The organism is Nocardioides panaciterrulae (assembly GCF_013409645.1).
Classification (GTDB): domain Bacteria; phylum Actinomycetota; class Actinomycetes; order Propionibacteriales; family Nocardioidaceae; genus Nocardioides; species Nocardioides panaciterrulae.
Window position 1 is genome coordinate 1,758,247 of the sequence record NZ_JACCBG010000001.1, and the last position, 23,321, is coordinate 1,781,567.

The 23,321-nt window shown below is 72.7% G+C and carries 20 protein-coding genes; 8 read left to right on the plus strand and 12 right to left on the minus strand.

Features of this window, described 5'->3' with window-relative positions; all coding sequences use genetic code 11:
- Nucleotides 1-13: 13 nt before the first annotated feature.
- Together BJZ21_RS08205 and BJZ21_RS08210 are read right to left on the minus strand one after the other, a co-directional pair.
- Entirely contained in the window at nucleotides 14-1,198 is a 1,185-nt protein-coding gene (locus BJZ21_RS08205; protein ID WP_179663286.1) for a fatty acid desaturase, read from the minus strand.
- 79 nt (nucleotides 1,199-1,277) lie between these two features.
- On the minus strand, nucleotides 1,278-2,096 hold the full coding sequence (locus tag BJZ21_RS08210; RefSeq protein WP_179663287.1) for a methyltransferase domain-containing protein: 819 nt from the start codon (nucleotides 2,094-2,096) through the stop codon (nucleotides 1,278-1,280).
- A 17-nt stretch (nucleotides 2,097-2,113) separates the two neighbouring features.
- Between BJZ21_RS08210 and BJZ21_RS08215 the strand changes: the two genes are divergently transcribed.
- The gene (locus BJZ21_RS08215) at nucleotides 2,114-3,022 is read left to right on the plus strand and encodes a phosphotransferase family protein (RefSeq protein WP_179663288.1); all 909 of its coding nucleotides are present in this window, start codon (nucleotides 2,114-2,116) and stop codon (nucleotides 3,020-3,022) included.
- On the plus strand, nucleotides 3,015-3,536 hold the full coding sequence (locus BJZ21_RS08220) for a VanZ family protein (protein ID WP_179663289.1): 522 nt from the start codon (nucleotides 3,015-3,017) through the stop codon (nucleotides 3,534-3,536). The genes BJZ21_RS08215 and BJZ21_RS08220 overlap by 8 nt, the downstream gene beginning before the upstream one ends.
- On the opposite strand, the gene BJZ21_RS08225 is transcribed toward BJZ21_RS08220, so the two are convergent.
- The 4 genes from BJZ21_RS08225 to BJZ21_RS08240 all read right to left on the minus strand — a co-directional run bounded on the left by BJZ21_RS08225 (nucleotide 3,514) and on the right by BJZ21_RS08240 (nucleotide 6,761).
- Entirely contained in the window at nucleotides 3,514-3,798 is a 285-nt protein-coding gene (locus BJZ21_RS08225; protein WP_179663290.1) for a DUF3303 domain-containing protein, read from the minus strand. The two genes, BJZ21_RS08220 and BJZ21_RS08225, sit on opposite strands and share 23 nt — an antisense overlap.
- Nucleotides 3,799-3,906: 108 nt before the next feature.
- Nucleotides 3,907-5,259: an HNH endonuclease gene (locus BJZ21_RS08230; RefSeq protein WP_179663291.1), complete on the minus strand. Its 1,353-nt coding sequence runs from the start codon at nucleotides 5,257-5,259 to the stop codon at nucleotides 3,907-3,909.
- Between the two features lie 116 nt (nucleotides 5,260-5,375).
- Nucleotides 5,376-5,657, minus strand: coding sequence for an ATP-binding protein (locus BJZ21_RS08235; protein ID WP_218851382.1), 282 nt, complete (start codon nucleotides 5,655-5,657; stop codon nucleotides 5,376-5,378).
- A gap of 9 nt (nucleotides 5,658-5,666) precedes the next feature.
- Entirely contained in the window at nucleotides 5,667-6,761 is a 1,095-nt protein-coding gene (locus tag BJZ21_RS08240) for an outer membrane protein assembly factor BamB family protein (protein WP_179663292.1), read from the minus strand.
- A gap of 284 nt (nucleotides 6,762-7,045) precedes the next feature.
- On the opposite strand from BJZ21_RS08240, the gene rpsA reads away from it, so the two are divergent.
- Nucleotides 7,046-8,527, plus strand: a complete 1,482-nt coding sequence (rpsA, locus tag BJZ21_RS08245; protein ID WP_179663293.1) for a 30S ribosomal protein S1 — start codon at nucleotides 7,046-7,048, stop codon at nucleotides 8,525-8,527.
- A gap of 111 nt (nucleotides 8,528-8,638) precedes the next feature.
- Here the strand turns inward: rpsA and BJZ21_RS08250 are convergent, their stop codons facing one another.
- Nucleotides 8,639-8,788, minus strand: a complete 150-nt coding sequence (locus BJZ21_RS08250; protein WP_179663294.1) for a hypothetical protein — start codon at nucleotides 8,786-8,788, stop codon at nucleotides 8,639-8,641.
- A gap of 93 nt (nucleotides 8,789-8,881) precedes the next feature.
- Here BJZ21_RS08250 and BJZ21_RS08255 point away from each other — a divergent pair, with 93 nt between their 5' ends.
- Nucleotides 8,882-9,859, plus strand: coding sequence for a GlxA family transcriptional regulator (locus tag BJZ21_RS08255; RefSeq protein WP_343052033.1), 978 nt, complete (start codon nucleotides 8,882-8,884; stop codon nucleotides 9,857-9,859).
- A 7-nt stretch (nucleotides 9,860-9,866) separates the two neighbouring features.
- Nucleotides 9,867-10,937: a GDSL-type esterase/lipase family protein gene (locus BJZ21_RS08260; RefSeq protein ID WP_179663295.1), complete on the plus strand. Its 1,071-nt coding sequence runs from the start codon at nucleotides 9,867-9,869 to the stop codon at nucleotides 10,935-10,937.
- On the opposite strand, the gene BJZ21_RS08265 is transcribed toward BJZ21_RS08260, so the two are convergent.
- Together BJZ21_RS08265 and BJZ21_RS08270 are read right to left on the minus strand one after the other, a co-directional pair.
- A complete protein-coding gene (locus BJZ21_RS08265; protein ID WP_343052034.1) occupies nucleotides 10,903-12,189 on the minus strand; it encodes a class I adenylate-forming enzyme family protein in 1,287 nt (428 codons plus the stop codon). The genes BJZ21_RS08260 and BJZ21_RS08265 overlap by 35 nt on opposite strands.
- Before the next feature lie 97 nt (nucleotides 12,190-12,286).
- Nucleotides 12,287-15,418: a M36 family metallopeptidase gene (locus BJZ21_RS08270; RefSeq protein WP_343052035.1), complete on the minus strand. Its 3,132-nt coding sequence runs from the start codon at nucleotides 15,416-15,418 to the stop codon at nucleotides 12,287-12,289.
- A gap of 163 nt (nucleotides 15,419-15,581) precedes the next feature.
- Here BJZ21_RS08270 and coaE point away from each other — a divergent pair, with 163 nt between their 5' ends.
- On the plus strand, nucleotides 15,582-16,175 hold the full coding sequence (gene coaE / locus BJZ21_RS08275; protein WP_179663296.1) for a dephospho-CoA kinase: 594 nt from the start codon (nucleotides 15,582-15,584) through the stop codon (nucleotides 16,173-16,175).
- 22 nt (nucleotides 16,176-16,197) lie between these two features.
- Here the strand turns inward: coaE and BJZ21_RS08280 are convergent, their stop codons facing one another.
- The 3 genes from BJZ21_RS08280 to BJZ21_RS08290 all read right to left on the minus strand — a co-directional run bounded on the left by BJZ21_RS08280 (nucleotide 16,198) and on the right by BJZ21_RS08290 (nucleotide 20,992).
- A complete protein-coding gene (locus BJZ21_RS08280; RefSeq protein WP_179663297.1) occupies nucleotides 16,198-17,166 on the minus strand; it encodes a sigma-70 family RNA polymerase sigma factor in 969 nt (322 codons plus the stop codon).
- Nucleotides 17,167-17,350: 184 nt separating this feature from the next.
- Nucleotides 17,351-19,615 carry a S9 family peptidase gene (locus tag BJZ21_RS08285; protein ID WP_179663298.1) on the minus strand — a complete coding sequence of 755 codons (2,265 nt, stop codon included), beginning with the start codon at nucleotides 19,613-19,615 and terminating at the stop codon, nucleotides 17,351-17,353.
- Between the two features lie 45 nt (nucleotides 19,616-19,660).
- A complete protein-coding gene (locus tag BJZ21_RS08290; RefSeq protein WP_179663299.1) occupies nucleotides 19,661-20,992 on the minus strand; it encodes a DNA polymerase IV in 1,332 nt (443 codons plus the stop codon).
- Between the two features lie 150 nt (nucleotides 20,993-21,142).
- On the opposite strand from BJZ21_RS08290, the gene BJZ21_RS08295 reads away from it, so the two are divergent.
- Complete coding sequence (locus BJZ21_RS08295) at nucleotides 21,143-22,105, plus strand: DUF4192 domain-containing protein (protein ID WP_179663300.1); 963 nt, start codon at nucleotides 21,143-21,145, stop codon at nucleotides 22,103-22,105.
- Nucleotides 22,106-22,153: 48 nt separating this feature from the next.
- On the plus strand, nucleotides 22,154-23,311 hold the full coding sequence (locus tag BJZ21_RS08300) for a carboxylate-amine ligase (RefSeq protein ID WP_179663301.1): 1,158 nt from the start codon (nucleotides 22,154-22,156) through the stop codon (nucleotides 23,309-23,311).
- The last annotated feature ends 10 nt before the right edge of the window (nucleotides 23,312-23,321 follow it).

Here is a 23,321-nt window from a genome sequence, read left to right on the forward strand (position 1 = left end):
CAGGGGGTCAGGGTCAGGCGGCGCCGGCCGCCGGGTGCGGCTGGCTCGCGGGAGCACGCAGCATCTCGATCACCCGGCTGGGGGTGCTGCTCCACGTGGTCCGGGCCAGCCAGTCGTTGGGCAGGGAGAGTCGCAGCACCTTGTGCCAGGCGCTCGCGACCTGCTGCGGCAGCGGGGCGGTGTGGTAGCGCAGCCCGAAGCGGTCGAAGAGCTCGCGCACCCGCGGGGCGATCTGCTGGTACCTGTTGGACGGCAGGTCCGGGAACAGGTGGTGCTCGATCTGGTGGGAGAGGTTGCCGCTGAGCAGGTGGATCAGCGGGGGTCCCGAGATGTTGGCCGAGCCCAGCATCTGGCGCAGGTACCACTGGCCGCGGGTCTCCTCGGGGTCGAGCGCCTCCTGCTCGAAGGTCTCGACCCCTTCGGGGAAGTGGCCGCACATGATCACCGAGTGGCTCCACAGGTTCCGGATCAGGTTCGCGGTGAGGTTGGCGGTCAGCGTGGAGCGGAACGCCGGCCCCGACAGCGCGGGGTGGACCACGTAGTCCTTCAGCACCTGTCGGCGCACCTTGCGCAGCGTCTTGCCCAGGCGGCCTCGGAGCCCGGGGGTGAGCCCGTGGCCCTGCCGCAGCGTCTCCCCGAGGTCGAGGTCGTACATCGCGATGCCGTACTCGAAGATGCAGGCGTTGATGAGGTTCCACAGCGGCTGGGCCAGATGACGGCGCTCCCAGGGCTGGTCCTCGTCGACCCGGATGATGCCGTACCCGAGGTCGTTGTCCTTGCCGAGGATGTTGGTGTAGCGGTGGTGCATCTGGTTGTGCGCACGCTTCCACTCGGAGGCGGGCGTGGCATGGTCCCACTCCCAGGTCGTGGAGTGGATCTTCGGATCGCGCATCCAGTCCCACTGGCCGTGCAGGACGTTGTGGCCGATCTCCATGTTGTCGAGGACCTTGGCCAGCGCCAGCCCGACGGTCCCCAGGAGCCACGCCGGCCGGTGGCGGGAGAACAGCAGGACCACCCGGCTGCCCAGCTCCAGCGTGCGCTGCGCACCGATGACGCGTCGGATGTAGCGCGCGTCGTCAGCCCCCCGGTCGTCGATGACGTCCTGCCTGATCCTGTCCAGCTCGGTGCGCAGCTGCTCGACGTCCTCGGCCGACAAGTGGGCGATGGGGCTGATGGGTTTTCTCTCCACTGCGGTCACGTGTAGTTCGTACCCCCACCGGGACCGCCCACGCACATCGAGGGCTGCGCGGTCGTCCCCGAAGGCAGGTGGAGCGTCGTCAACGCAGGTCGGCCGCGAAGATCGCGGTGCCCGGCGTGAACCGGCCGCGGGTGCCGGACCAGCCGCCCCACACGCGCTCGTGACCCTCGGGCCACTCCGGCTCCACCAGCCTCATGAGCGCGAAGCCGGCGTCGGCGAGCAGCGCCACCCAGTCGCCGAGGGTGCGGTGGTGCTCGACGTAGGACACCCGGCCGGTCTCGTCGTCGACCTCGACGTAGGGGGTGCGGTCCCAGTAGGACTGGCTGGCGACCAGGCCCTCCTCGCCCGGGTCGTCGGGGAACATCCACCGCGTCGGGTGGGTGATGGAGAAGGCGAACCGGCCGCCCGGGCGCAGGACCCGGGCCGCCTCGCCGACCGCGAGGTCGATGTCGCTGACGAACTGCAGGGCCCCGAACGAGGAGAACACCACGTCGAAGCTGGCGTCGGCGAACGGCAGGTGGGTGGCGGTGCCGAGCACCGACGGCACGCCCACACCGCTGCCGAGGTCGATGCGGCGGGAGTGCTGGAGCTGGCGGAAGGAGAGGTCGAGCCCGATCGCGCGTCCGCCCTGGGCGCGCACCCACCGGGAGCACTGGCCGGCGCCCGAGCCGACCTCGAGCACGTCGCGGTCGGCCACCGGGCCCAACACCCGTGCCTCCGCCTCGGTGAGCCCCTCCGGGCCCCAGACGAAGCCCACGTCCCCGAGGAACTCCCCGTGCGTGGCCTGGTACTCGTCCGCGTAGCGGTCCCAGTCCGGGCCGTTGGCCCGGCGGGACTCGGCCTCGTCGACCGGCCGACGTTCGACACGGACCGGCGGCTGCGGCTGATCGGCGTCCACGGTGGCAGGGTACTGGCATGGACCTCACCTCCCTGGAACCGCTGGCAGGTGGCTGGTCCGGCGAGACGTTCGTCGCCACGGCGGCGGGGGAGCGCAGCGTGGTGCGCATCTATGCCCGCACCGGGCACCGGGGCGCGGCCGCGCACGAGGTGGACGCCGCGCTGCACCGGCTGGTCCGGGGACTTGTCCCGGTCCCGGAGGTGCTGGAGGTGCGCCGGGCCGACCCCGCCGCCGACCTGCCGGCGCTGCTGGTGACCGGCTGGGTCGACGGCGTGCGGGGTGACGAGCTGGTGGCGGACCTCGACGACGCCGGGCGGACGAGGCTCGGTGCGCACCTGGGTGACCTGCTGGCCGACCTCGCGGGGATGCCGATGCTGAAGGCCGGCCCGTTCGTCGACGGCGAGCTGCGCATCGGCAGCTTCTCCGCGGAGGGAGCGCCTCCCCTGGACGGCCTGCCGGCGTTCGTCTCGCTCGTCGAGCCCGCGCTGGGCTGGTGGCGACCCGGGGAGCTGGGCGGGCTGCGCGAGGTCGTCCTCGACGCCCAGGCCCTGCTCGACACGGTGGGCCGCCGGTGCCTGGTGCACGGGGACCTCAACCCCAAGAACCTGCTGATCGACCGCGGCACCCTCGCGGTCGCCGCGCTCGTCGACTGGGAGTACGCCCACGCCGGGCACCCCTACACCGACCTGGGCAACCTGCTGCGCTTCGAGCGGGATCCGGCCTTCACCACGGCCGTGCTCGAGGCGTACGTCGCCCGCCGCGGCGGCACGCCCGCGGAGGCGCTGGCCCTGGCCCGCGCCGCCGACCTGTGGGCGCTGCTCGACCTCGCCCGCCGCCGTTCGGAGAACCCGGTCGCCGAGGCGGCCGACCGGCTGCTGCGAGAGATCGCGCGCACGCGCGACCCGCAGGCGGCGCCCCGTGCGTAGGGCACGGATGATCGCCGACATCGTGCTGTCGCGCCCGGAGACGCTGGTGACGCTCCTGGTGGCTGCGGCCGTGTTGGTGCCGATCGCCGTCCTCCTCGCCCGGCGCGCGTCGTGGTCGCGCGGGCGGACCGCGGCGGCGGTCCTCTCCGCGCTGGGCACCGCGCTCGTCGTCGCGACGACACTGGGCAGGTACGACTCGCACTCCTCCTGGAGCTGGCAGGTGCACTGCCTGGTCCAGCCGGGTCTCGGGACGGGATCGGCGGAGGCCCGGCTGAACCTGCTGCTCTTCGCGCCCGCCTGCTTCTTCGGCGTTCTCGCGCTGCGGCGCTACCTGCCGGTGCTCGGGGCCGCGGTGCTGCTCAGCGCCACGGTCGAGGTGGTGCAGAGCATGACCGGCATGGGCATCTGCCAGACCTCCGATGTCGTCCGGAACGTCGCCGGGGGAGCACTCGCCGGGCTGGTGGCGCTGGCGCTGGTGCGAGGTCGCGGCGTCAGCCGTAGACGCTCTGGATGACCGGGAACGCCTCCTCGATGGTGGTGACCGGCGTGCTCTCGAACTCGATCCACGGGCCGTACTGCAGCGTGGTCCGGTAACCCTCTTCCGGGTCGCCCTCGGCGCTCTGCACCAGAAAACCGCCGCGGCCGTCGAGCGTGACGTAGTGCGCCATCACGTCTGGAGACTGGCCCACCTCCGCGAACTTCTTCGTCAGGTCCTGCAGGTCGTCGTCGTCCAGGTCGCCACGGAAGCGGTACGACGTGAGGTATAGGCGCTGCATGATGCTCACCCCTCGATGCCGGTCGGTGCGGTCCTCACCACGCTAGGAAGGCCGAGGCGCCGGTGGGCAGGGGCCAAGGTCACCGCGCGGGCGACCACCGGGCGCGCGTCAGTTCGGCTGGTGCTCGAGGGTGCCCAGTGGGGTGGTGAGGTAGTGGCGGTGGTGGGGGCCGGTCCAGTGGTAGTTGCCGGTGGTGGGGTCGCGTCGGTAGCGCCATCGGCCGCTGGTCTTGGCGCGGTGGTGTCTTCGGCAGAGGGGGGCGAGGTTGTCGGGGTTGGTCTGGCCGGGTGGTCCGCCTTCGTCGAGGGGGAGGTAGGGGGTGATGTGGTCGAGGTCGCAGGCCCGGGCGTCGGTGGCGCAGTAGGGGTGCACGCAGTGCTTGTCGCGTTGGACGACCTGCTCGCGCATCGCAGCCGGGATGTCGTGGCCGTCCACGGCCCAGCACCGGTTGAGGTCCAAGACCGGGGTGATGGTGGCTTGTGAGGTGCGCACCCAGGACGCGATGGCCTCTTCCAGGGCGGGGCCGAGTCTCTCGACCTGGCCGCACACCAGGGTGTCGTCGACGCCGAGGCCGAGCAGCTCGGTCAGGGAGAAGTGCAAGAACAGGTGGGTCTTGGGCTTGCGCGAGCGCGGCGGCTTCGGCCGGGTCGGTGGGGCCTGATCGGGCTGGTCGTCGTTGAGGCCTTGGCGGGCCAGCACCCCGAGGGCTTTGGCCTTCCGGGCGCCGAGGGGGTCGGTGTCGCCGGCGTCGGCGAGGTCGGCGGCGATCTGGCCGACCCGGTCGTAGAACGCGGTCAGGTCCAAGGTGTCCCCGGTCGCCTCGAGCCAGGACGTGCCCGCGAAGTCGGCCGGTCCGGGGTGGTGCAGGGTGACGTCCCAGGCGTCCTTGCCCTTCTTCTCCCGCTCGGCGACCAGCTCGGGATGGTGCGCGGCGATCGCGGCCGCGACGGCACGCTCGATCGCCGCGAACGAGCATGAGTGCAGCACCGGGGCCAGGGCGGCGTCGACCTGGGCGGCGGCGGCCTGTGACAGTGGGTGGGTCAGCTGGGCGACCCGGCGGGCCTTGAACGCCTCCACCTCCAGCGCCTCGACCCGCCGTCGGCAGCGGGGCAGTCGGTGGCCCAGGTCGAGGGCGTCGGCGATCAGCTGGCGCACCGCGTGCTTGGAGATCCCCAAGGTGGCGGCCAGGGGTTCGGGGGTGAACGCCGCGACCGGCGGACAGCCCTCGCCACCCAGGGACTCCTCCTGGCCCAGCACCCCCGGCAGCCCGGAGGGATCCCAGGTCGCGACCCCGTCCTCGGCGGTGGCGGGGTGCAGCACACACCAGTGCGCCACCACTCGCAGCTTGTCCCGCTCGACCGCCCGCGCCTGGACCTTCAGGCTCGTGAGCACCGACAGGGTGGCGTCACCGTCGAGCTCGTCGAGCTCCACGGGTTCGCCGGCCGGGTCGGTGATCAACATGAATCCATGCAAGCACCCGGCACCGACACCCCGGCGCCCAGAACCGCACTTGTTGCACAGGACCACCGAAATCGAAAGTAAAGAATCTCCGCCCGCCGGGGCGCCTGGCCGTCCGGCTATCGAATGATCGTGAGCGGGCCCTCGCGAGGCGTCGGGGGTTCGAAGTGGTCGAAGTACTCCCCGACCACGTCATCGGGGAGCACGTAGTCGTCGCAGTGGTGGCCACGCCTGGTCCGCATGCGGTCCAGGACCGTTTCGCGATCGGTCGCCAGGTAGATCGTCTCGGGCACGACGCCGGTCGGCTCGAGGAGCCGGCGGTAGTCGTCGCGCTCCAGCCGCCGAGCGTAGGTCGACTTCCCCGACCCCGAGGGGCCGCACATGAAGATCACGCGACTCACGGAGGGACCCTACGCGCCGAGATGGGGGACGACGTCGGAGTCCAGGAGCAGCAGCCGTCCGTCAGGAGCCAGGGCGAGCTCCTGGTGGACCCGCTCGACGCCCAATCTCCAGCGCACGGTGCCGGTGCGCGCATCGACGGCGGTGACGCCCTCGGGGGACAGCGCCACCAGGACCCCTGCGCCGCGGGCCGCCGGCGCGAGCACGGCGTCGGCGTCCAGGCCGGGGGCCGGACGGCGCCAGCGCAGGTCGCCGGTGGTCGTATCGACAGCGACGATGCCCGGTGCGGTGCGCAGCACGGTGAGGTGCCGGTCCACGCCGAGCACCCCTAGCGCTGACCGGGTCCACGCGAGCCGGCCCGTCCAAGCGTCGGTGGCGTAGACGAAGGATCTCTGCCGCTCGTCACCGGTGGTGGCAGCCGTGAGCACGGTGGCCCCGTCGCCGGTGACCCGCATGCCGTACGACGTGGCCGCCACCGGCGGGACGGTGCGCCACCGCAAGGCGCCGTCGGCCGGGTCGACCGCGAAGGTCGAGCCGTCCGCGGCGACGACCAGCACCAGGTGGCCGCCGAGCACGAGTCGGGGCTGGCGATAGGCGGGGACCTGAAGCTGCCACGCCGTCCCGCCCTCGCCGCCCCCGTCGCCGCGGAGCTCGTCGCCGAAGAGCGTGACCAGCGTGCCGTCCGCGACCACCGCGTCCCAGAACGGGAGGTTGGAGGAGAGGCCGCTCACCGGCCGCCCCGTGCGCAGGTCCGTGCCGACGACCGTCGCGGGGTCTCCCGTGGGCCGGACCACGGTGAACAGCACGTCATCGTCCACGCCGACGAGCTCGCCGGTCGTCGCGGCGTCGTACCGGACCTTGCCGTCGGCCAGGTCCAGCACGGCCGCGCCGCAGGGGGCGGAGATGACGACGACCCCGTCCTCGACCTGTGGCGGCAGCTCACTCGTCTGCGACAGCGACGCCCGCCAGGCGACCTGGCCGGTGCCGGCGTCGAGGCTCGAGAGCGTCGACCTGCCCGGGTGGCACTCGGGGGGCGCGCTCTCCGTGCCCGAGCAGCCCGCGCACGCCGCGACCAACCCCGTGAACAGCGCCCCGACGGCGAGCACGGCAGATACCCTGGACATGCCCGGTTGGACGGCGCGGGCCACCGAGCGGTTCCGTGGGTTCCCGGTGCCGTGGGAGGGCCAGAAGCGCCTCCCTCCCGGTTGGACGTCCTGCGGCGCCGCGGCGTAGGCTGGACGCTGCGCCTGAAGTCTGCCTACGTCCCGGACGGAGTGGACTTGGCTCGCTATCAGCCCCGCGCCCCGCGCGGGAGGATCCATCGGTAGTGAAACCCGACCTCCGGCGTGCCCGTACGACTCCTATCCGACACGAAGGCCCAATCCTCCTTATGACGAGTACTGTCTCCACTCTTCCTGACTACGACGCCCCCCAGGTGGCCGTCAACGACATCGGTTCGGAAGAGGACTTCCTCGCCGCGATCGACGCGACCATCAAGTACTTCAACGACGGTGACATCGTGGATGGCACCATCGTCAAGGTCGACCGGGACGAGGTCCTGCTCGACATCGGCTACAAGACCGAGGGCGTCATTCCCTCGCGCGAGCTGTCGATCAAGCACGACGTCGACCCCAACGAGGTCGTCGAGGTCGGCGACAAGGTCGAGGCCCTGGTCCTCCAGAAGGAGGACAAGGAGGGTCGGCTGATCCTGTCCAAGAAGCGCGCCCAGTACGAGCGCGCCTGGGGCACGATCGAGCAGGTCAAGGAGGAGGACGGCGTCGTCGAGGGCACCGTCATCGAGGTCGTCAAGGGTGGTCTGATCCTCGACATCGGCCTGCGCGGCTTCCTGCCCGCGTCGCTGGTCGAGATGCGTCGCGTCCGCGACCTGCAGCCCTACGTGGGCCAGACGCTCGAGGCCAAGATCATCGAACTCGACAAGAACCGCAACAACGTGGTGCTGTCGCGTCGTGCGTGGCTCGAGCAGACCCAGTCCGAGGTTCGCCACGGCTTCCTGACCCAGCTCCAGAAGGGCCAGATCCGCAAGGGCGTCGTCTCCTCGATCGTCAACTTCGGTGCGTTCGTGGACCTCGGCGGCGTCGACGGCCTGGTGCACGTCTCCGAGCTGTCGTGGAAGCACATCGACCACCCGTCCGAGGTCGTCGCCGTCGGTGACGAGGTCACCGTCGAGGTGCTCGACGTGGACATGGACCGCGAGCGTGTCTCCCTGTCGCTGAAGGCGACGCAGGAGGACCCGTGGCAGCACTTCGCCCGGACCCACCAGATCGGCCAGATCGTCCCGGGCAAGGTCACCAAGCTGGTGCCGTTCGGTTCGTTCGTCCGCGTCGAGGAGGGCATCGAGGGCCTGGTGCACATCTCCGAGCTCGCCGAGCGCCACGTCGAGATCCCCGAGCAGGTCGTCCAGGTCAACGACGACGTCATGGTCAAGATCATCGACATCGACCTCGAGCGTCGCCGGATCTCGCTGTCGCTCAAGCAGGCCAACGACACCGCCGCGGCCACCGACGTCGAGGACTTCGACCCCACGCTCTACGGCATGACGGCGACCTACGACGAGCAGGGCAACTACGTCTACCCGGAGGGCTTCGACTCCGAGACCGGCGAGTGGCTCGAGGGCTTCGACGAGCAGCGCGCGGTCTGGGAGGAGCAGTACGCCAAGGCGCACGCCCGCTGGGAGGCCCACGTCAAGCAGCAGGCCGAGGCCGCCAAGGCCGAGGTCGAGGCCGGCGAGGCCACGTCGTACTCCAGCGGCGGCGACGAGACCGCCACCGCCAGCACCGAGGGCGGCGGCTCGCTCGCCTCGGACGAGGCGCTGCAGGCGCTTCGCGAGAAGCTGACCGGCGGCGGCAACTGATCCGTCGGTCCTAGCGGGCCGACAAGGACACCGCGACACGCACGAGGGCCCGGCCACCGGAAGGTGGCCGGGCCCTCGTCGTACGTCGGGGGTCGGGACGGAGGTGCGCGGTCAGTGCGGCAGCGCGGGGGAGCGGAACCTCGGGTCGTCGAGGTGGGAGCGCGGGGGCCGGCTCGGCCCGCGCCCGTCGCGGAGGGCCAGCCGGACGGTCTCCGCGCTGAGCAGGACGGCGATCGCCGCCAGGATCAACAGGTAGGTCATGGCAGCAATTCTGTGACCATGGACATCCGGCCACGAGTGGCAGGAATGTCAGGTGTCGTTGATTTCCTGCCAGCGATCGGGCAGCATGACGGGGTGCAGTCTCCGATGAAGCGGGTCGCGGTCGTCGTCCAGGACGGGGTCGAGCCGTTCGGGCTCGGGTCGATGTGCGAGGTGTGGGCCGAGCCCCACCATCCCGAGGACGACAACCCGGTCTTCGACTTCGTCGTCGCGACTCCGCGTCCGGGACGGGTCCGGGGCCCCTCCGGCTTCGACCTGCACGTCGAGCACGGCCTCGACGCGGTCGCCGACGCCGACCTGGTCTGCGTCTCCCCGAAGCGCGACCACCTCGACCCCTCACCCGAGGTGGCGGAGCTCGTCGCCGCTGCTCACGCCCGCGGCGCCCTGGTCTTCGCGCACTGCACCGCCGCGTTCGTGCTGGGGGAGGCGGGGCTGCTGGACGGGCGCCGGTGCACCACCCACTGGCGCCACGTCGAGGCGCTCGCGCAGCGGTTCCCCCGGGCCCACGTCGACCCGGACGTGCTCTACGTCCAGGACGGCACGATCGTGACCGGCGCCGGCTCGGCCGCCGGGCTCGACGCCGCGCTGCACCTGATGCGACAGCAGTTCGGCGCCCGGCTCGCGGCCGCGACCGCCCGTCGGATGGTGGTGCCGCCGCACCGGGACGGCGGCCAGGCCCAGTTCATCGCCCGCGCGGTGCCGGACTGCGAGGCCGAGACCCTCGGGCCGCTGCTGACCTGGATCGTGGAGCACCTCGCCGACGATCTCGGCGTGGAGGCGCTCGCCCGCCGCTGCCACATGTCGCCGCGCACCTTCGCCCGGCGCTTCCGGGCCGAGACCGGGTCGACGCCGCACGCCTGGGTCACCCGCCAGCGCGTGCAGGCCGCCGAGGAGCTGCTCGAGCGCACCGACCACTCGATCGACTGGATCGCCGACGAGGTCGGCTTCGGCAACGCCGCCACGCTGCGCCACCACTTCGGCCGGACCCGCGGCGTCAGCCCCCAGCAGTACCGGCGCGCGTTCGCCGGGGCGGGGTCCGTCCGCACCGCCTGAGCCGCCCATGCCCGCCCACCGGCTGTTGCTCGTCATCGTCGCGCTGCTGGTCGCGTCCGTGGTCGCCTGCAGCCCGTCGTCCGACCGGGGCGGCCCCACCCGGGTCGCCCTCGTGGGCGACTCGGTGACCCAGGGCTCCGTGGGGGACTACACCTGGCGCTACCGGCTCTGGACCCACCTGCGCGCGGACGGGCTGAAGGTGGACTTCGTGGGTCCGCGCGACGACCTGCTGGACAACGCGACGGGTGAGCTCGGGTCGCACGCCTACGCCGACCCGGCCTTCGACCAGGACCACGCGGCGCGCTGGGGCATGGCGTTCTCGGACGAGCAGCCGCCGGTGGCCACGCTGGTCCGCGACTACCACCCCGACGTCGTGGTGGAGGCGCTGGGCGTCAACGACCTCGTCTGGGCCCACGAGCAGCCGGCGCAGGTGCTGGCGGCGGCGCGTCGGTTCGTGGCCGACGCGCGGGCCGTGGATCCCTACATCGACGTGGTGCTGACCTCGCTGCCCCAGCGGTGGCTGGCCGGCGTCCCGCAGTACGACGCGGGCCTGGCCCGCCTCGCGGCCCGGCTGGACACCTCGATCGCCCGGGTCGTGCTCGCCCGCCCCGTCGAGCCGTTCGTGCAGGGCACCGACACCTACGACGCGGCGCACCCGACGGCGACCGGCGAGCTCAAGATCGCGGCCGGGGTGGCCGACGCCCTGGCCGGGCTGGGCCTCGGCACGCCGTACCCGGAGCCGCTGCCGCCGGTGCCCAACGGTCCCCGGCTCCCGGCCGTGCTCCGCGCGCGACCCGCGGAGGGCGCCGTGGACCTGTCCTGGGTGCCGCCGCCGGGCGCCACGGCCGTCTTCGTCTGGCTGCGCGACACCACGATCGGCCAGGACTGGGTCCGGCTGCCGCAGGAGGTCTCCGGGACGACGTTCTCGGCCGGCGGGCTGGTCGACGGGCACGGCTACGAGTTCCGGGTGCAGGCGACCAAGGGCTCGGCGGTCGCCGAGGACGTCTTCTCGAACGTCACGATCGCCACCCCGGGACCGCCAACTACGCCTGAGGGGGCTCCCCCGACAGCCGGCTGAGCTGCTGTCGGCGCACCTTCCCCGTCGAGGTGCGGGGGAGCTCGTCGACGACCAGCCAGGTCTTGGGCCGCTTCGGTGGGGAGAGCCGCTCCCGAGCGTGCGCCACGAGGGACGCCTCGGCCACCGGGCCGACGACGGCCGCGCACACCCGCTGGCCCCACTCCTCGTCCGGGCGCGCGAAGACCGCCACGTCGACCACGCCGTCGAGCTCGCGCAGCGCGTTCTCCACCTCCAGGGGGTACACGTTCACGCCGCCGCTGATGATCAGGTCCTCGCGCCGGCCGTCGAGGTGGAGGTAGCCGGCCTCGTCGATCCGCCCGAGGTCCCCGACGGTGAAGGCCCGCCGTCCGTCGTCGGTGGTTCGCCAGGCCGCGGCTGTCTTCTCCGGGTCGCCGAAGTACGAGAACCGCGCGTGCTCGGGCACCGTGCACCAGATCGTGCCGTCGTCGTCCAGGGAGAGCGTCCGGCCGGGGCGCGCCCGCCCGACGGTCCCCGGACGCTCCTGCCACTCCTCGCTGCGGCAGGCGGTGAACTGGCCCTCGGTCGAGCCGTAGAACTCCCAGGTCGACCCGGGCGGGAACGACGCGATCAGCCGATGCTTGAGCGGCGGCGGGCAGGGTGCGCCGGCGTGCGCCACCAGCCGGAAGCAGGACAGGTCGGGGACGCCCACCTCGTCCCAGTGCGCGAAGAGCCGCTGCAGGTGGGCGGGCACGCAGAACATCGTCGTGGGCCGCTCCCGTTCGATGGCGGCGGTGACAGCGGCGGGGTCGAAGGGGCCCGGCACGACGATGCGTCCGCCGGCCAGGATCGTGCCCATCGCGAAGCGCAGTGGCGCCGAGTGGTGGAGCGGGCTCAGCACCAGGTTGACGTCGGTGGCGGTGAACCCCCACAGGTCGCGCTCCTCGGCCACCAGGGCCGCGGCCTGCTGCTCGGTGAGCAGCCCGCTGTAGACCCCCTTCGGCGTCCCGGTCGTGCCGCTGGTGACGTGCATCGGACGCCCCCGGGGGACGCCCCGCCGGTGCTGCGCGGGCGTGTGCCGCACCATCGAGGCCAGCAGCTCGGGGGTGTCGACGACCAGGTCGGGCGACAACCCGGCGAGGATCCGGTCACGTTCGTACGCCGTGAGCCGTGGGTCCAGCGGGATCGGGAACATCCCGGCCGCCAGCAGCGACATCACCAGGTCGACGTACTCGACCGAACCCGGCACCAGCAGGGCGACCCGCGATCCCTCGCGAAGCTCGACGTGGTCCACGGGCCCGACCCTACTGGCCGGGAACGGCCAGGACGGGCCGACCCCGTAGGGCCGACCCGTCCTGGTGGTGCTGGTCAAGCGAGGAGCGTCCCGCAGGTCACGGGGTCGCCGAGCCGAACACCGTCAGCTCGGTGAGGTCCGCGAACTGGCAGCCGGTGTAGCCACCCGACGTCGACGGGTCACCGCAGATGCTCTCGAACGTGCCGGTGGTGTCGCCGTTGGCACGCGCGGCGTCCTCGACCTGGTCACCCTGGATGGTGAACCGGACGAAGCGGACCGCGACGGCCGCGCCGGTCGGCGTGACCTCGTTGAGGTGGCCGCGGTCGGCGATGCCGAAGTGGCCGTCGGCCACCTTGGTCCACGCCGTGCCGTCCTGGGAGACCTCGATGGTGTAGTCGCCGGTCGAGGAGCTGCCCGAGTCACCGCACGTCGCCTCCGGGTCGACACCGAAGCTGGTCACGTCGACCGCCTGCGGCAGCTTCACCGTCACGTGCTTCGGGACGAAGGTGCCCGTCGGGTCTCCCTCGTCGTCGCCGGCGGTGCTGCCCCAGCCGGTCCCGAGGCTGCCGTCGATCGCACCCTCCGGGCCACAGCCGTAGGCGGAGTAGTCGGGACCGTTGAAGTCGGTGACCTCGGCGCCACCGCTGTTCTCGGCCCAGTCCCGCTGGACCACGAAGTCGGCAGTGGCGTGGTCACCGGTGGGCACCGTGACCGACTGGGACTCCGTCAGGTAGCCGACGCCCCGGGCCACGACCTTGGGGTAGGTGCCCGGGTACATGCCGTACGGGAAGCCGATCGTGTAGCTGCCGTCGGCCTTGGTCACCGCGGTGTACTGGTCACCGAAGCCCGCGACCAGGACGGTCGCGCCGGCCACCGGGTCACCGGTCACCGAGTCGGTGACGGTGCCCTGGATGAACTGGTCCTCGTTGTGGGTCTTCGGGCTCGGCGGCGTGTTGAAGTCCTCGGCCACGTCGGTGTCCGCGCTGTCGATCGACGCGGCGAAGTAGCCCATGCCCCGCTCGGCGAAGATCTGCCAGAGCTGCGCGGAGTGGCTGCCGTCGTAGCCGGCCAGGTCGGCCTGCAGGATCGCGTTGCGCATGTCGAGCATCGACGGGTCGTTCGCCGCGAGCGACATGGCCCGGGTGATCAGGGTGTCGGCCACGTGGTGGCCGAACGCCTTGCGGATGTCCCACAGGGTCTGCGCCCAGACCTCGCCGGAGCTGTGCACCTCGGCGGACCCGCCGATGGCGACCAGGTCGCCGTAGGTGTAGCCGCCCTGGATGTCGGCGCCCGGGTTGTAGGTGTCGAAGCAGGCCTCACTCTCCGAGTCCACCGGGCAGTCGAGCGCCATCGACCGGAACGGCACCAGCTTGCCGGTCGTGTCCTTCTGGCCGCCCATGAGGTACTTGCCCTCGAAGACCTGGCCGTCGGCGCTGGTGTCCCGCTCGAAGTGGTGGGTGACCAGGTAGTCCATCGCGTAGTAGTCCGACCACGCCTCGCCCATCGACCCGGCCTGGAGGCTGTTCAGCGTGGAGTTGCCGTCGGCGTCCACGACCAGCCGGTTGGACAGGCCGTGGGTGTACTCGTGCAGCAGCACCGAGGCGTCGAAGGCCCCACTGGTGGGCATGAACGGGTCGTAGTCGTTCGGGTAGCCCGGCTGGTGCCACAGGTACATCTGCATGGTCGGCGGGGTGCCGTCGGGCGGGGTGTTCATGTTCGCGTTGTCGATGTGGCCGGAGTCGGGCATGCCGTTGTCGACGTCCGAGCCGTCGAGCACCTGCTGCAGCACCGGGTCACCGCCGGCGCTCGTGAAGTTGCCCGCCTGCGGGGTGAAGCCGATCGCGGGGTCCTGCTGCAAGTAGTCGTGGTAGGTGTTGGCCAGGTAGAAGGCGTTGTTCTCGTTCGCCGCCAGGTTCTTCTTCCACGACGAGGCCTTCTCGGCGTCCCACGTGCACACGTAGTGGGCGGTGCAGAACTTCGAGAAGTCGTAGTCGCTGTAGGGGCTGCCGCCGTACGTGCCGTCGGGCGGGTAGGCGTCCTTCTGGGTGTCGGTGAAGGTCTTCAGCCGGCCGGTGGCGCCCTGCTTGTCGCCCGGGACCGCGGTCTGCTCACCGGGGTTCACCGAGTCGTCGTCGTTGACGTCGGCCCAGGTGATGACGTTGCGGCCGTCGAGGGTCTTGCTGCCGTGGGCGAGCCAGCCCTCCTTGAAGAAGTTCACCACCTTGGCCTGGCCGGGGTGGGTCCGGTGGCCGTGTCCGTGGCCATGCGCCTTCGGGCCGGCCGGTGCGCCCGGGTAGTAGTCGTAGACGTAGGCGTCGCCGCTCGCGTTGTCCACCGTCGAGTGCCGGTAGAGCGCCTTGCCGGTGGCGGCGTCGATCACGTGCTGGTACGCCGCGTCGTCGCCGGTCTGCACGTAGGTCGACCAGCCGGGCCGCAGGCCGTCGGCGGACAGGAACCACACCCGCTCGGCGTAGTCGTGGTTCGCCCAGTGCGTGCCGGCGCCGGCGCCACGCCGGGCCGAGGCCACGTCGTGGCCCTGGACCGAGCCGTGGACGTTGCGGGCGGCCTTCGAGCGTGCCTGCGCGGCGTCGAGGTGCGCCGACGGGGCCTGCCGTGCCATCGCGGCGAGCCCGGAGACGGGGGAGCCCAGGACCGAGAGCACCCGGCCGTCGCGGGTGACGTTGACCCGCAGGCCGTTGCCGAAGACGGGCGTGCCGCCCACGTGCTGCGCCCAGGACAGGTGGTGGATCCCCAGGGAGTCGACGTAGTCCTTGCGGAAGACCAGCGTCGAGAGGTCGTCGGCGGTCAGGCCGAGCACGTCGAGGTGGGACCGGACGAAGTCGAGCGCGGCGGCCCGCGCAGAACCGTGGTGGGGCCCGGACAGGTAGCCGTCGAGGCGACCCAGCTGGCGGGGGGTGCCGGTGAGCGGGTCGATGTCGACGATCGCCTCCGGGCCGAGGCCGGCGAGGTACTTCTCGGCCGAGGCGCTCTGCTGGCGGGCCACGGCGCGCTGGGCCTTGACCAGCGCGGGGCCGCTCAGGTCGCGGTGGTCGAAGTCCTCGGGGCTGCGGGCGTGCCCCTCGTTGCCGCGGGCCGGCGAGGAGGCCGACAGCGACGGTCCGTGACGGTGACCCACGGCGGCGGTGCTCGGCATCCCGAGCATCGCGACGGTGACCGCCGTGCTGCCGACCGCGGCGGCGGACAGCCATTTCCTGTTTCCTGACAACACTGTTGAGCCCTTCTTGGATGGTGAAGGAGTGAGAGCGCCGGCCTATGACGTGGATCACGTGCGGTCCGGCCGTTGCACCCTAAGCACTGGGGCTCGTGATAGCCAGTGTTTCCTGTGCTCCAGTTGTGAATACCTTCCTTCGGGTGAATGGGAGCATGTGGCCATGCGTGTGGGACTCACCGGCGGTGTCGCCTCGGGCAAGAGCACGGTCTCGGCGATCCTCGCGGAGCTGGGGGCGGTGGTCGTCGACGCCGACCAGCTGGCCCGGGAGGTGGTGGCCCCCGGCACCGCCGGGCTGCGGGAGGTGGTCGAGGCGTTCGGCCCGGGCGTGCTGACCCGGGACGGTCAGCTGGACCGACCGGCGATGGGCCGCCTCGTCTTCGCCGACCCGGCGAAGCGGGCCGTGCTGGAGGGCATCATCCACCCGCGGGTGCGGGCCCGGGGGGCGGAGCTGGAGGCGGCAGCGGGGGCGGACGCGGTGGTCGTCCACGACATCCCGCTGCTCACCGAGACCGGGCAGGCGGATCGCTTCGACGCCGTCATCGTCGTGGACGTGCCGGCCGCGGTCCAGGTCGAGCGGATGACCGCGCTGCGCGGCATGAGCGAGCAGGACGCCCTGGCCCGGATGGCCGCCCAGGCGACCCCCGAGCAGCGGCGCGCGGTCGCGACGTACGTCATCGAGAACACCGGGACGCTCGAAGACCTCCGCCGGAGGGTGACGGAGGTCCTCGAGGAGCTGGTCGGACGGGCGGGCTAGCCCGGCGACGGTGGGGCGGCGCTCAGGCAGCCAGGTCGGGGTCGCCGAGGCGGCGCAGCTTCTGCAGCGCCTCCCGCTCGAGCTGGCGCACCCGCTCGGCGGAGATGCCGTGCTTGGCGCCGATGTCGGCGAGCTTGTGCTGGCGGCCGTCGACCAGTCCGTAGCGGGACCGGATGATGTCGGCGGCCCGGTCGTCGAGCTGGCCGACCAGGCGGTTCAGCCGCTCGCGGGACTCGACGTCGAGCACCGTGAGGTCCGGGCTCGGCGAGGTCTCCTGGGCCATCAGGTCACCCAGCGAGGTGTCGCCGTCCTCGTCCACGGGGGAGTCGAGGCTGACGTGCTCGCGGCCCCAGGCCATCAGGTCCAGGACCCGGTCGACGTCCATCCCGAGCTCGGTGGCGATCTCCTGCGGCTCCGGGTCGCGGCCCAGCTGGCGCTCGAGGGTACGGCGGGCGCCGCCCACCTGGTTCAGCTCCTCGACCACGTGCACGGGCAGTCGCACGACCCGCGCCTGCTGGGCGATGCCCCGGGTGATGGCCTGGCGCACCCACCAGGTGGCGTAGGTGGAGAACTTGTAGCCCTTGGTGTAGTCGAACTTCTCGACCGCGCGGATCAGGCCGGTGTTGCCCTCCTGGATCAGGTCCAGCATCGGCATCTGGGCCCGGCCGTACTTGCGGGCGATCGAGACCACCAGCCGCAGGTTCGCGGTGATGAACGTGTCGACGGCCTGGCGGCCCTCCTCGGCCAGCCACTCGAGCTCCTCGCGGGTGGCCGACATGGGGGCGCCGCCCTTGCGGCGGCCGACCCGGCCGGTGGCCAGGAGGTGCTCGGCCATCAGGCCGGCCTCGATCGTCTTGGAAAGCTCTACCTCGGCGGCGGCGTCGAGGAGGGGGTTGCGGGCGATCTCGTCGAGGTACAGCCCGACGCTGTCCCGACCCTCGATCTCTCGCGATCCGACCCGGGTACCGACCGTTGCGGTGCTGGTCGCCATGGACGCCCTCCTCTGCTCACGGGCCCGGCCACCTGCTGGTCGCCGCTGGGCCACACGTCCTGTCCAACGTCCCGACGTACCCGGAGATTCCCCGGACTATCCCGCCGGTCCTATGAACTCTTCGTAACCAACTACGGTTGGGGATGGGTTGGAGTTGCGTCCGCGTGAAACTCTCAGCCAGTTCTCAGCCCGGCGTCCCCGTGACGGTCTGGTCCAGCGGCGCCACCGGGGCGTCCGCGAGCCCCATCCGGTCGAGGATCCAGGCCAGCGTGAACGCCCGGTCGTGCCAGGACTTGTAGCGTCCGGAGACGCCGCCGTGCCCGGCGGCCATCTCGGTGCGCAGGCAGAAGTCCCGCCGGCCCACGGCCGTGGCCCGCAGCCGCGCGATCCACTTGGCCGGCTCGACGTAGAGCACCCGGGTGTCGTTGAGCGAGGTCTCGGCGAGGATCGGTGGGTAGTCCAGCGCCGCGACGTTGTCGTAGGGCGCGTACGACGCCATCTGGTCGAAGACCTCGGGGTCGTCCTCGGGGTTGCCCCACTCGTCGTACTCGGTGACGGTGAGCGGGAGGCCGGCGTCGAGCATCGTGGTCAGCGCGTCGACGAACGGCACGCCGGCCACGATCCCGCCGAACAGCTCCGGCGCCTGGTTGGCGACCGCGCCCATCAGCAGCCCGCCGGCCGAGGCGCCCTCGGCGACCAGGGTGTGCGGCTCGGCCCAGCCGGTCTCGACGAGGTGGCGGGCGCAGGCGATGAAGTCGGAGAACGTGTTCTGCTTGCGGGACAGCTTGCCGTCGTCGTACCAGCGGCGGCCCATCTCGCCGCCGCCCCGCACGTGCGCGATCGCGAAGCCGGCCCCGCGGTCGAGCAGCGAGAGCCGGGGCTTGGAGAAGTAGGGGTCCATCGACATCTCGTAGGCGCCGTAGCCGTAGAGCAGCACCGGGATCGGCCGGGTGCCGCCGCCGTCGTCCTCCCGAGCGCCACGCCGCGCGACGATCGAGATCGGGACCCGCTCGCCGTCCTCGGCCCTCGCCCAGAGCCGGTGCTCCTCGTAGTCGGCGGGGTCGTAGCCGCCGAGCACGGGCGTGCGCTTGAGCAGGGTGAGCTCCCTGCTGCGCACGTCGTAGTCGTAGAGCGAGGAGGGGATCGCCATCGTGGTGTAGCCCAGCCGGACCGTCGGCTGCTCGAAGCTGGGGTTGCCCGCGGACCCGACCGTGTAGACCTCCTGGTCGAAGTGCACCAGGTAGTCGTCGGCGACCAGCCGCTCGGGCGCGTCGCCGAGCTCGAGAATGCGCAGCTGGGTGAGCCCGTCGCTGCGCTGGTGCACGACCAGGTGGCCCGCGAACGCGTCGACGTCCTCCAGGCGTACGGCGGGGTCGTGCGGGATGAGCGGCCGCCACTGCTCGGCCGGGGTCGGGGCCACCGGTGCGGTCGCGATCTCGAAGTCGGGGCCGGTGGCGTTGTGCAGCACCAGGAACAGGTCCTGGCCGCCGACGACCGCGTGCTCGAGGTTGTACTCCAGCCCCTCGCGCCGCTCGGCGAACACCCGCCAGCCCGCGTCCGGGTCGTCGGCGTCGAGGTAGCGGTACTCGCTGGTGGTCTTCGAGCCGGCCGCGATGACCAGGAACCGCTCGGTGCGGGTGCGCCCCACGCCGACCCAGAACCGGCCGTCGGTCTCGTGGTGGACCAGCTCGTCCTCGCTCTGGGCGGTGCCGAGCCGGTGCCGCCAGATCTTGTCCGCGCGCCAGGCCTCGTCGACGGTGGTGTAGTAGAGGTCGGTGCCCTCTCGGTTCCAGGTGGCACCGCCGATCACCCCGGTGATCTCGTCGTCCAGCAGCCGGCCGGTGCGCAGGTCCTTGACCCGCACGGTGTAGCGCTCGTCGCCGGTGACGTCGGTGGAGTAGGCCAGCAGCTGCTCGTCGGGGCTCACCGAGGAGCCGCCGAGGGAGAAGAAGTCGTGCCCCTCGGCGAGCTCGTTGAGGTCGAGCAGCAGCTGCTCGCCGGGCAGCGCCGGCTGGTCGGCCGCGCAGTCCTCGGCCGGGGCCGGCGGGCTCCAGTCGTCCGCGCCCCGGACGGGTACGCGGCAGGTGGCGCCGTACTCACGGCCCTCGAAGGAGCGCGAGTAGTACCAGTGCCCCCGGATCCGGGTGGGCACCGAGAGGTCGGTCTCCTGGGTGCGCGCCCTGATCTCCTCGAAGATCGTGTGCCGCAGGCCGGCGAGGTGCGCGGTCCGGGCCTGCGTCCACGCGTTCTCCGCCTCCAGGTAGGCCGCGACCGCGGGGTCGTCCTTGTCCCGAAGCCACTCGTAGTCGTCCACCCGGGCCTTCCCGTGCACCTCCGTGGTCACCGGGCGGCGCTCGACCACCGGCGGGCTCACCGGCGGGGTGCCCGGTGGGGTGCCCGGTGGGGTGCTCGGCGGGCTGGTGGCGGACGAGACGTCGGAGGACTCCATGCGCCCGAACCTATCGGGCGGACCCGGCCGGCCCCGGACTCGGCGTCACGCCGGGTCCTCCCCGGCCTCCGCGGGAACCCAGGCGCTGAGGGCCGGGTCGCCCTCGGCGAACGACCGCACCGGACCGGCGGGGGAGTCGGCGGTCTCGAAGCGGACCGTCACCACACCCCGGCCGGAGCCCCAGACCCAGCCGCGGCCGAGGTCGGCGTGCTCGACGTCCATGCCGGGGGCCCAGGTCGGTCGCCGGCGGCCCGTCGTCACCTCGACCTCGACGGGGGTCTCCTCCTCGTCCTCCTCCTCGGCGAGCTCGCTGAACAGGTCGTCCTGGATCCAGTCCGCCAGCCCGGAGACACCCACGCCGAGCAGGCGGACGCCCCCGGAGGTGTCGAGGTCGGTGAGCAGCCCGCGGGCGAGCCGGGCGATCGTGGTGGTCCGGTCGGTGGGCGAGGCCAGGGTGGTGGAGCGGCTGAGCGTGGTGAAGTCGTGCAGCCGCACCTTGATCGTCACCGTCCGGCCCGACAGGCCGTGCTTGCGCAGCCGTGCTGCGACCTCGCCGGCCTGGCGGGTCAGCAGCGCCTCCATCAACCGGCGGTCGGTGAGGTCGGTGTCGTGGGTGCCCTCGACGCTGACCGACTTGGCCTCCCGCTCGGGCACCACCGGCCGGTCGTCCTCGGCCCGGGCGAGCGCGAACAGCCCGGTGCCGTGGGCGCGACCGAGCAGCCGCACCAGCTCCTCCAGGCTCACCGACTCCAGGTCGGCCACCGTGTGGATGCCGGTACGGCGCAGCCGTTCCGCCGTCGCCGGTCCCACCCCGGGGATCACCGAGACGTGCCGGGGCCGCAGCAGCTCGACCTCGGTGCCCGGGGGCACGACCACGAGGCCGTCGGGCTTGTCGAGGTCGCTGGCGACCTTCGCGATGAACTTCGACGTGCCGACCCCGACCGAGGCGGTCAGCCCGCCGGTGGCCTCGGCGACCCGTGCGCGCAGCTGCTCGGCGAAGCCGGTCACGGTCGGGACCTCGAGGTCGGGCAGGCCGGCGTGCTCGAGGTCGACGAACGCCTCGTCGAGCGAGAGCGGCTCGACGAGCGGGGAGACCGAGCGCAGCACGCCCATCACCAGCCGGCTGGACTCCCGGTAGGCGTGGAACCGGCCGGACAGGAAGGCCGCGTGCGGGCAGCGGGACCGGGCCTCGCGCGTCGACATGGCCGAGCGGACGCCGAAGCGGCGCGCCTCGTAGGACGCGGTCGCGACCACCCCGCGGCCGCCGACCCCGCCGACGACCACCGGCTTGCCGCGCAGCGAGGGCTTGTCGCGCTGCTCGACCGCGGCGAAGAAGGCGTCCAGGTCCAGGTGCAGGACCGAGGCGTGGGCGCGCACGTCAGCGCTCCTCGTCCCGCGGCATGGCCGCAAGGTACCCCGGGGCGCCGACGGCCCACGAACCGTCCACAGCCGGGCCTCCCGTACGGTTCTGCACAGCCGGCCGCCGGCACCCCCGCGGCGGGACCCCGACCGGGGCACCGTGCCGCCATGACCACTCCCACTCCGGCGACCCGGCTGGTCGCCCGCACCCCCGAGGACCTCGTGGCGATGGTGCCGGTGGTGCTCGGCTTCGTGCCTGAGGACTCCGTCGTGCTGCTCACCTTCGGTGGTGCCGAGGCCTTCCACGCGCGCCTGGACCTGCCACCGGCCGACCGGCCCGCCGCGATCAGGGCGGCGGTGGAGGCGCTGCTCGAGCCGGCGGTGCGGCACGCGGTGCGGCAGGTGGTGCTGCTGGCCTTCGCCGCGGAGCACCGCGAGGCCGCCGAGGCCGGGCGAGCCCTCGTGGCGGCGTTCGAGGAGCGCGAGATCGACGTCGTCCAGGCGCTGCGCGCCGACGGGCGACGCTGCTACCCGTGGGTGCCCGGCCGGGCGGCCGTCCCGTGGACCGGGACGCCCTACGACCTGTCCTCGCACCGGTTCACCGCGCAGGCGGTGCTGGAGGGCGTGGTGACCCACGCCAGCCGTGCGGCCCTGGCCGGCTCCCTGGACCGCGATCCGGCCCGGGTGGCGGCGCTGGTGGCTGCGCTCAGCCGGGGCGAGCCGGGCGAGCCGGCGGCCGCCGCGGCTTGGGTCGCGGAGGTCGTCGCGGGCCACGTCCGGGACGGGACCGTGCCCGACGATGCCGAGGCCGCCCGGCTCCTGGGCGCCGTGCGTGAGGTGGCGGTCCGCGATGCCACTCTGTTCCTGATGGACCGCGGCAACGCGCCGGGCCACGTGGCCCTGTGGACCGACCTGGTCCGGCGCAGCCCCGACCGGCTGCTGGCCGCCCCCGCCGTGCTGCTGGGCCTCGCCGCCTGGATCGCCGGCCACGGCGCCCTGGCCTGGTGCGCGGTCGACCTCTGCCGCGCGGTGGAGCCCGAGCACCCGACGGCGTGCCTGCTCGGGGAGCTGCTGGCGGAGGCCGTGCCGCCGTCGGAGTGGGAGCGGATGCGGGCCCAGCCGGCCGGATAGGTCACAGCGGGGGAGTCGCGACCCGGCCCCGCCGACCTACGATGCGGCATGGGTGTGCGGACGGTCGGGGTCGAGGAGGAGCTGCTGCTCGTCGACCCCCTCACGGGACGGGCCAGCCCGCGCTCGGCCGAGGTCCTCGCCGCCCACCATCAGCAGTACGGCGTGCGGCCCGTCCGGGCCAGCCACGGGCTGGACAAGGAGCTCTTCCAGCACCAGCTGGAGACCCGGACCGACCCCGTCACCGACCTCGCTTCGCTGGAGCGGCAGCTGCGTGCCGCGCGCGCGGTCGCGGGCAGGGCGGCGCGCGCGGTCGGTCTCGCCGCGGCCGCGGTGGCCACCGTGCCGCTGCCCGACGAGCCGCTGCTGACTCCCGACGAGCGCTACCAGGACATGATGGTGCGCTACGCCGAGATCACCCGACGGGCCGGCACCTGCGGGATGCACGTGCACGTCGCGGTCACCGGTGGCGCCGAGGGGGTCGGCGTGATCGACCGCATCGGCCCCTGGCTGCCCGTGCTGCGGGCGGTGAGTGCGAACTCGCCGTACTTCGAGGGCCGCGACACCGGCTATGCCTCGTGGCGCTCCCAGCTGTGGTCGCGCTGGCCGACCGCGGGACCGACCGCGGCGTTCGGGTCGCTGGCGGCCTACCAGGAGCTGGCCCGCGAGCTGATGGCCTCCGGCGCGGCCAGGGACGTGGGGATGCTCTACTTCGACGCCCGGCTCTCGGCCCACCAGCCGACGGTGGAGGTGCGGATCTTCGACACCTGCACCGATCCCGCCGATGCGGTGTTCCTCGCGGCCCTGGTCCGCGGCCTGGTCGAGCACGCCGCCCGGGACTGGCGGGCGGGCGCCGAGGCCCCGACCTGGCGGACCGAGACGCTGCGCGCCGCGCACTGGCGCGCCTCGCGGGTCGGCCTCACCGACACCCTGGTGCACCCGGGCTGCCGCCGGCTGGTGCCGGCGCGCGAGGCCCTGGAGGCGCTGGTCTCCGAGGTGGCGACCGAGCTCGTCGAGGCCGGGGACGACGCCCGCGTGGCGGAGGGCGTCACCCGGGTGCTGGCCTGCGGGGGAGCGGCCCGGCAGCGCGCGGCGTACGAACGCACGGGGGCCCTGACCGGGGTGGTCGCCGACCTCGTCGCGCGCAGCGAGGCGGTCTGGCGGGGAGCCGACACGTCGTACTCCCCTTCCTCAGGCGGGACCCCCTAGATTTCCGCTC

Excerpts from the sequence above, each read along its gene's own strand:
- BJZ21_RS08260 (WP_179663295.1), top strand. The coding sequence starts at position 9,867 with ATGCCCGCCCACCGGCTGTTGCTCGTCATCGTCGCGCTGCTGGTCGCG.
- BJZ21_RS08225 (WP_179663290.1), bottom strand. The coding sequence starts at position 3,798 with ATGCAGCGCCTATACCTCACGTCGTACCGCTTCCGTGGCGACCTGGAC.
- rpsA (WP_179663293.1), top strand. The coding sequence starts at position 7,046 with ATGACGAGTACTGTCTCCACTCTTCCTGACTACGACGCCCCCCAGGTG.
- BJZ21_RS08300 (WP_179663301.1), top strand. The coding sequence starts at position 22,154 with ATGGGTGTGCGGACGGTCGGGGTCGAGGAGGAGCTGCTGCTCGTCGAC.
- BJZ21_RS08250 (WP_179663294.1), bottom strand. The coding sequence starts at position 8,788 with ATGACCTACCTGTTGATCCTGGCGGCGATCGCCGTCCTGCTCAGCGCG.
- coaE (WP_179663296.1), top strand. The coding sequence starts at position 15,582 with ATGCGTGTGGGACTCACCGGCGGTGTCGCCTCGGGCAAGAGCACGGTC.
- BJZ21_RS08230 (WP_179663291.1), bottom strand. The coding sequence starts at position 5,259 with ATGTTGATCACCGACCCGGCCGGCGAACCCGTGGAGCTCGACGAGCTC.
- BJZ21_RS08280 (WP_179663297.1), bottom strand. The coding sequence starts at position 17,166 with ATGGCGACCAGCACCGCAACGGTCGGTACCCGGGTCGGATCGCGAGAG.
- BJZ21_RS08295 (WP_179663300.1), top strand. The coding sequence starts at position 21,143 with ATGACCACTCCCACTCCGGCGACCCGGCTGGTCGCCCGCACCCCCGAG.
- BJZ21_RS08215 (WP_179663288.1), top strand. The coding sequence starts at position 2,114 with ATGGACCTCACCTCCCTGGAACCGCTGGCAGGTGGCTGGTCCGGCGAG.
- BJZ21_RS08285 (WP_179663298.1), bottom strand. The coding sequence starts at position 19,615 with ATGGAGTCCTCCGACGTCTCGTCCGCCACCAGCCCGCCGAGCACCCCA.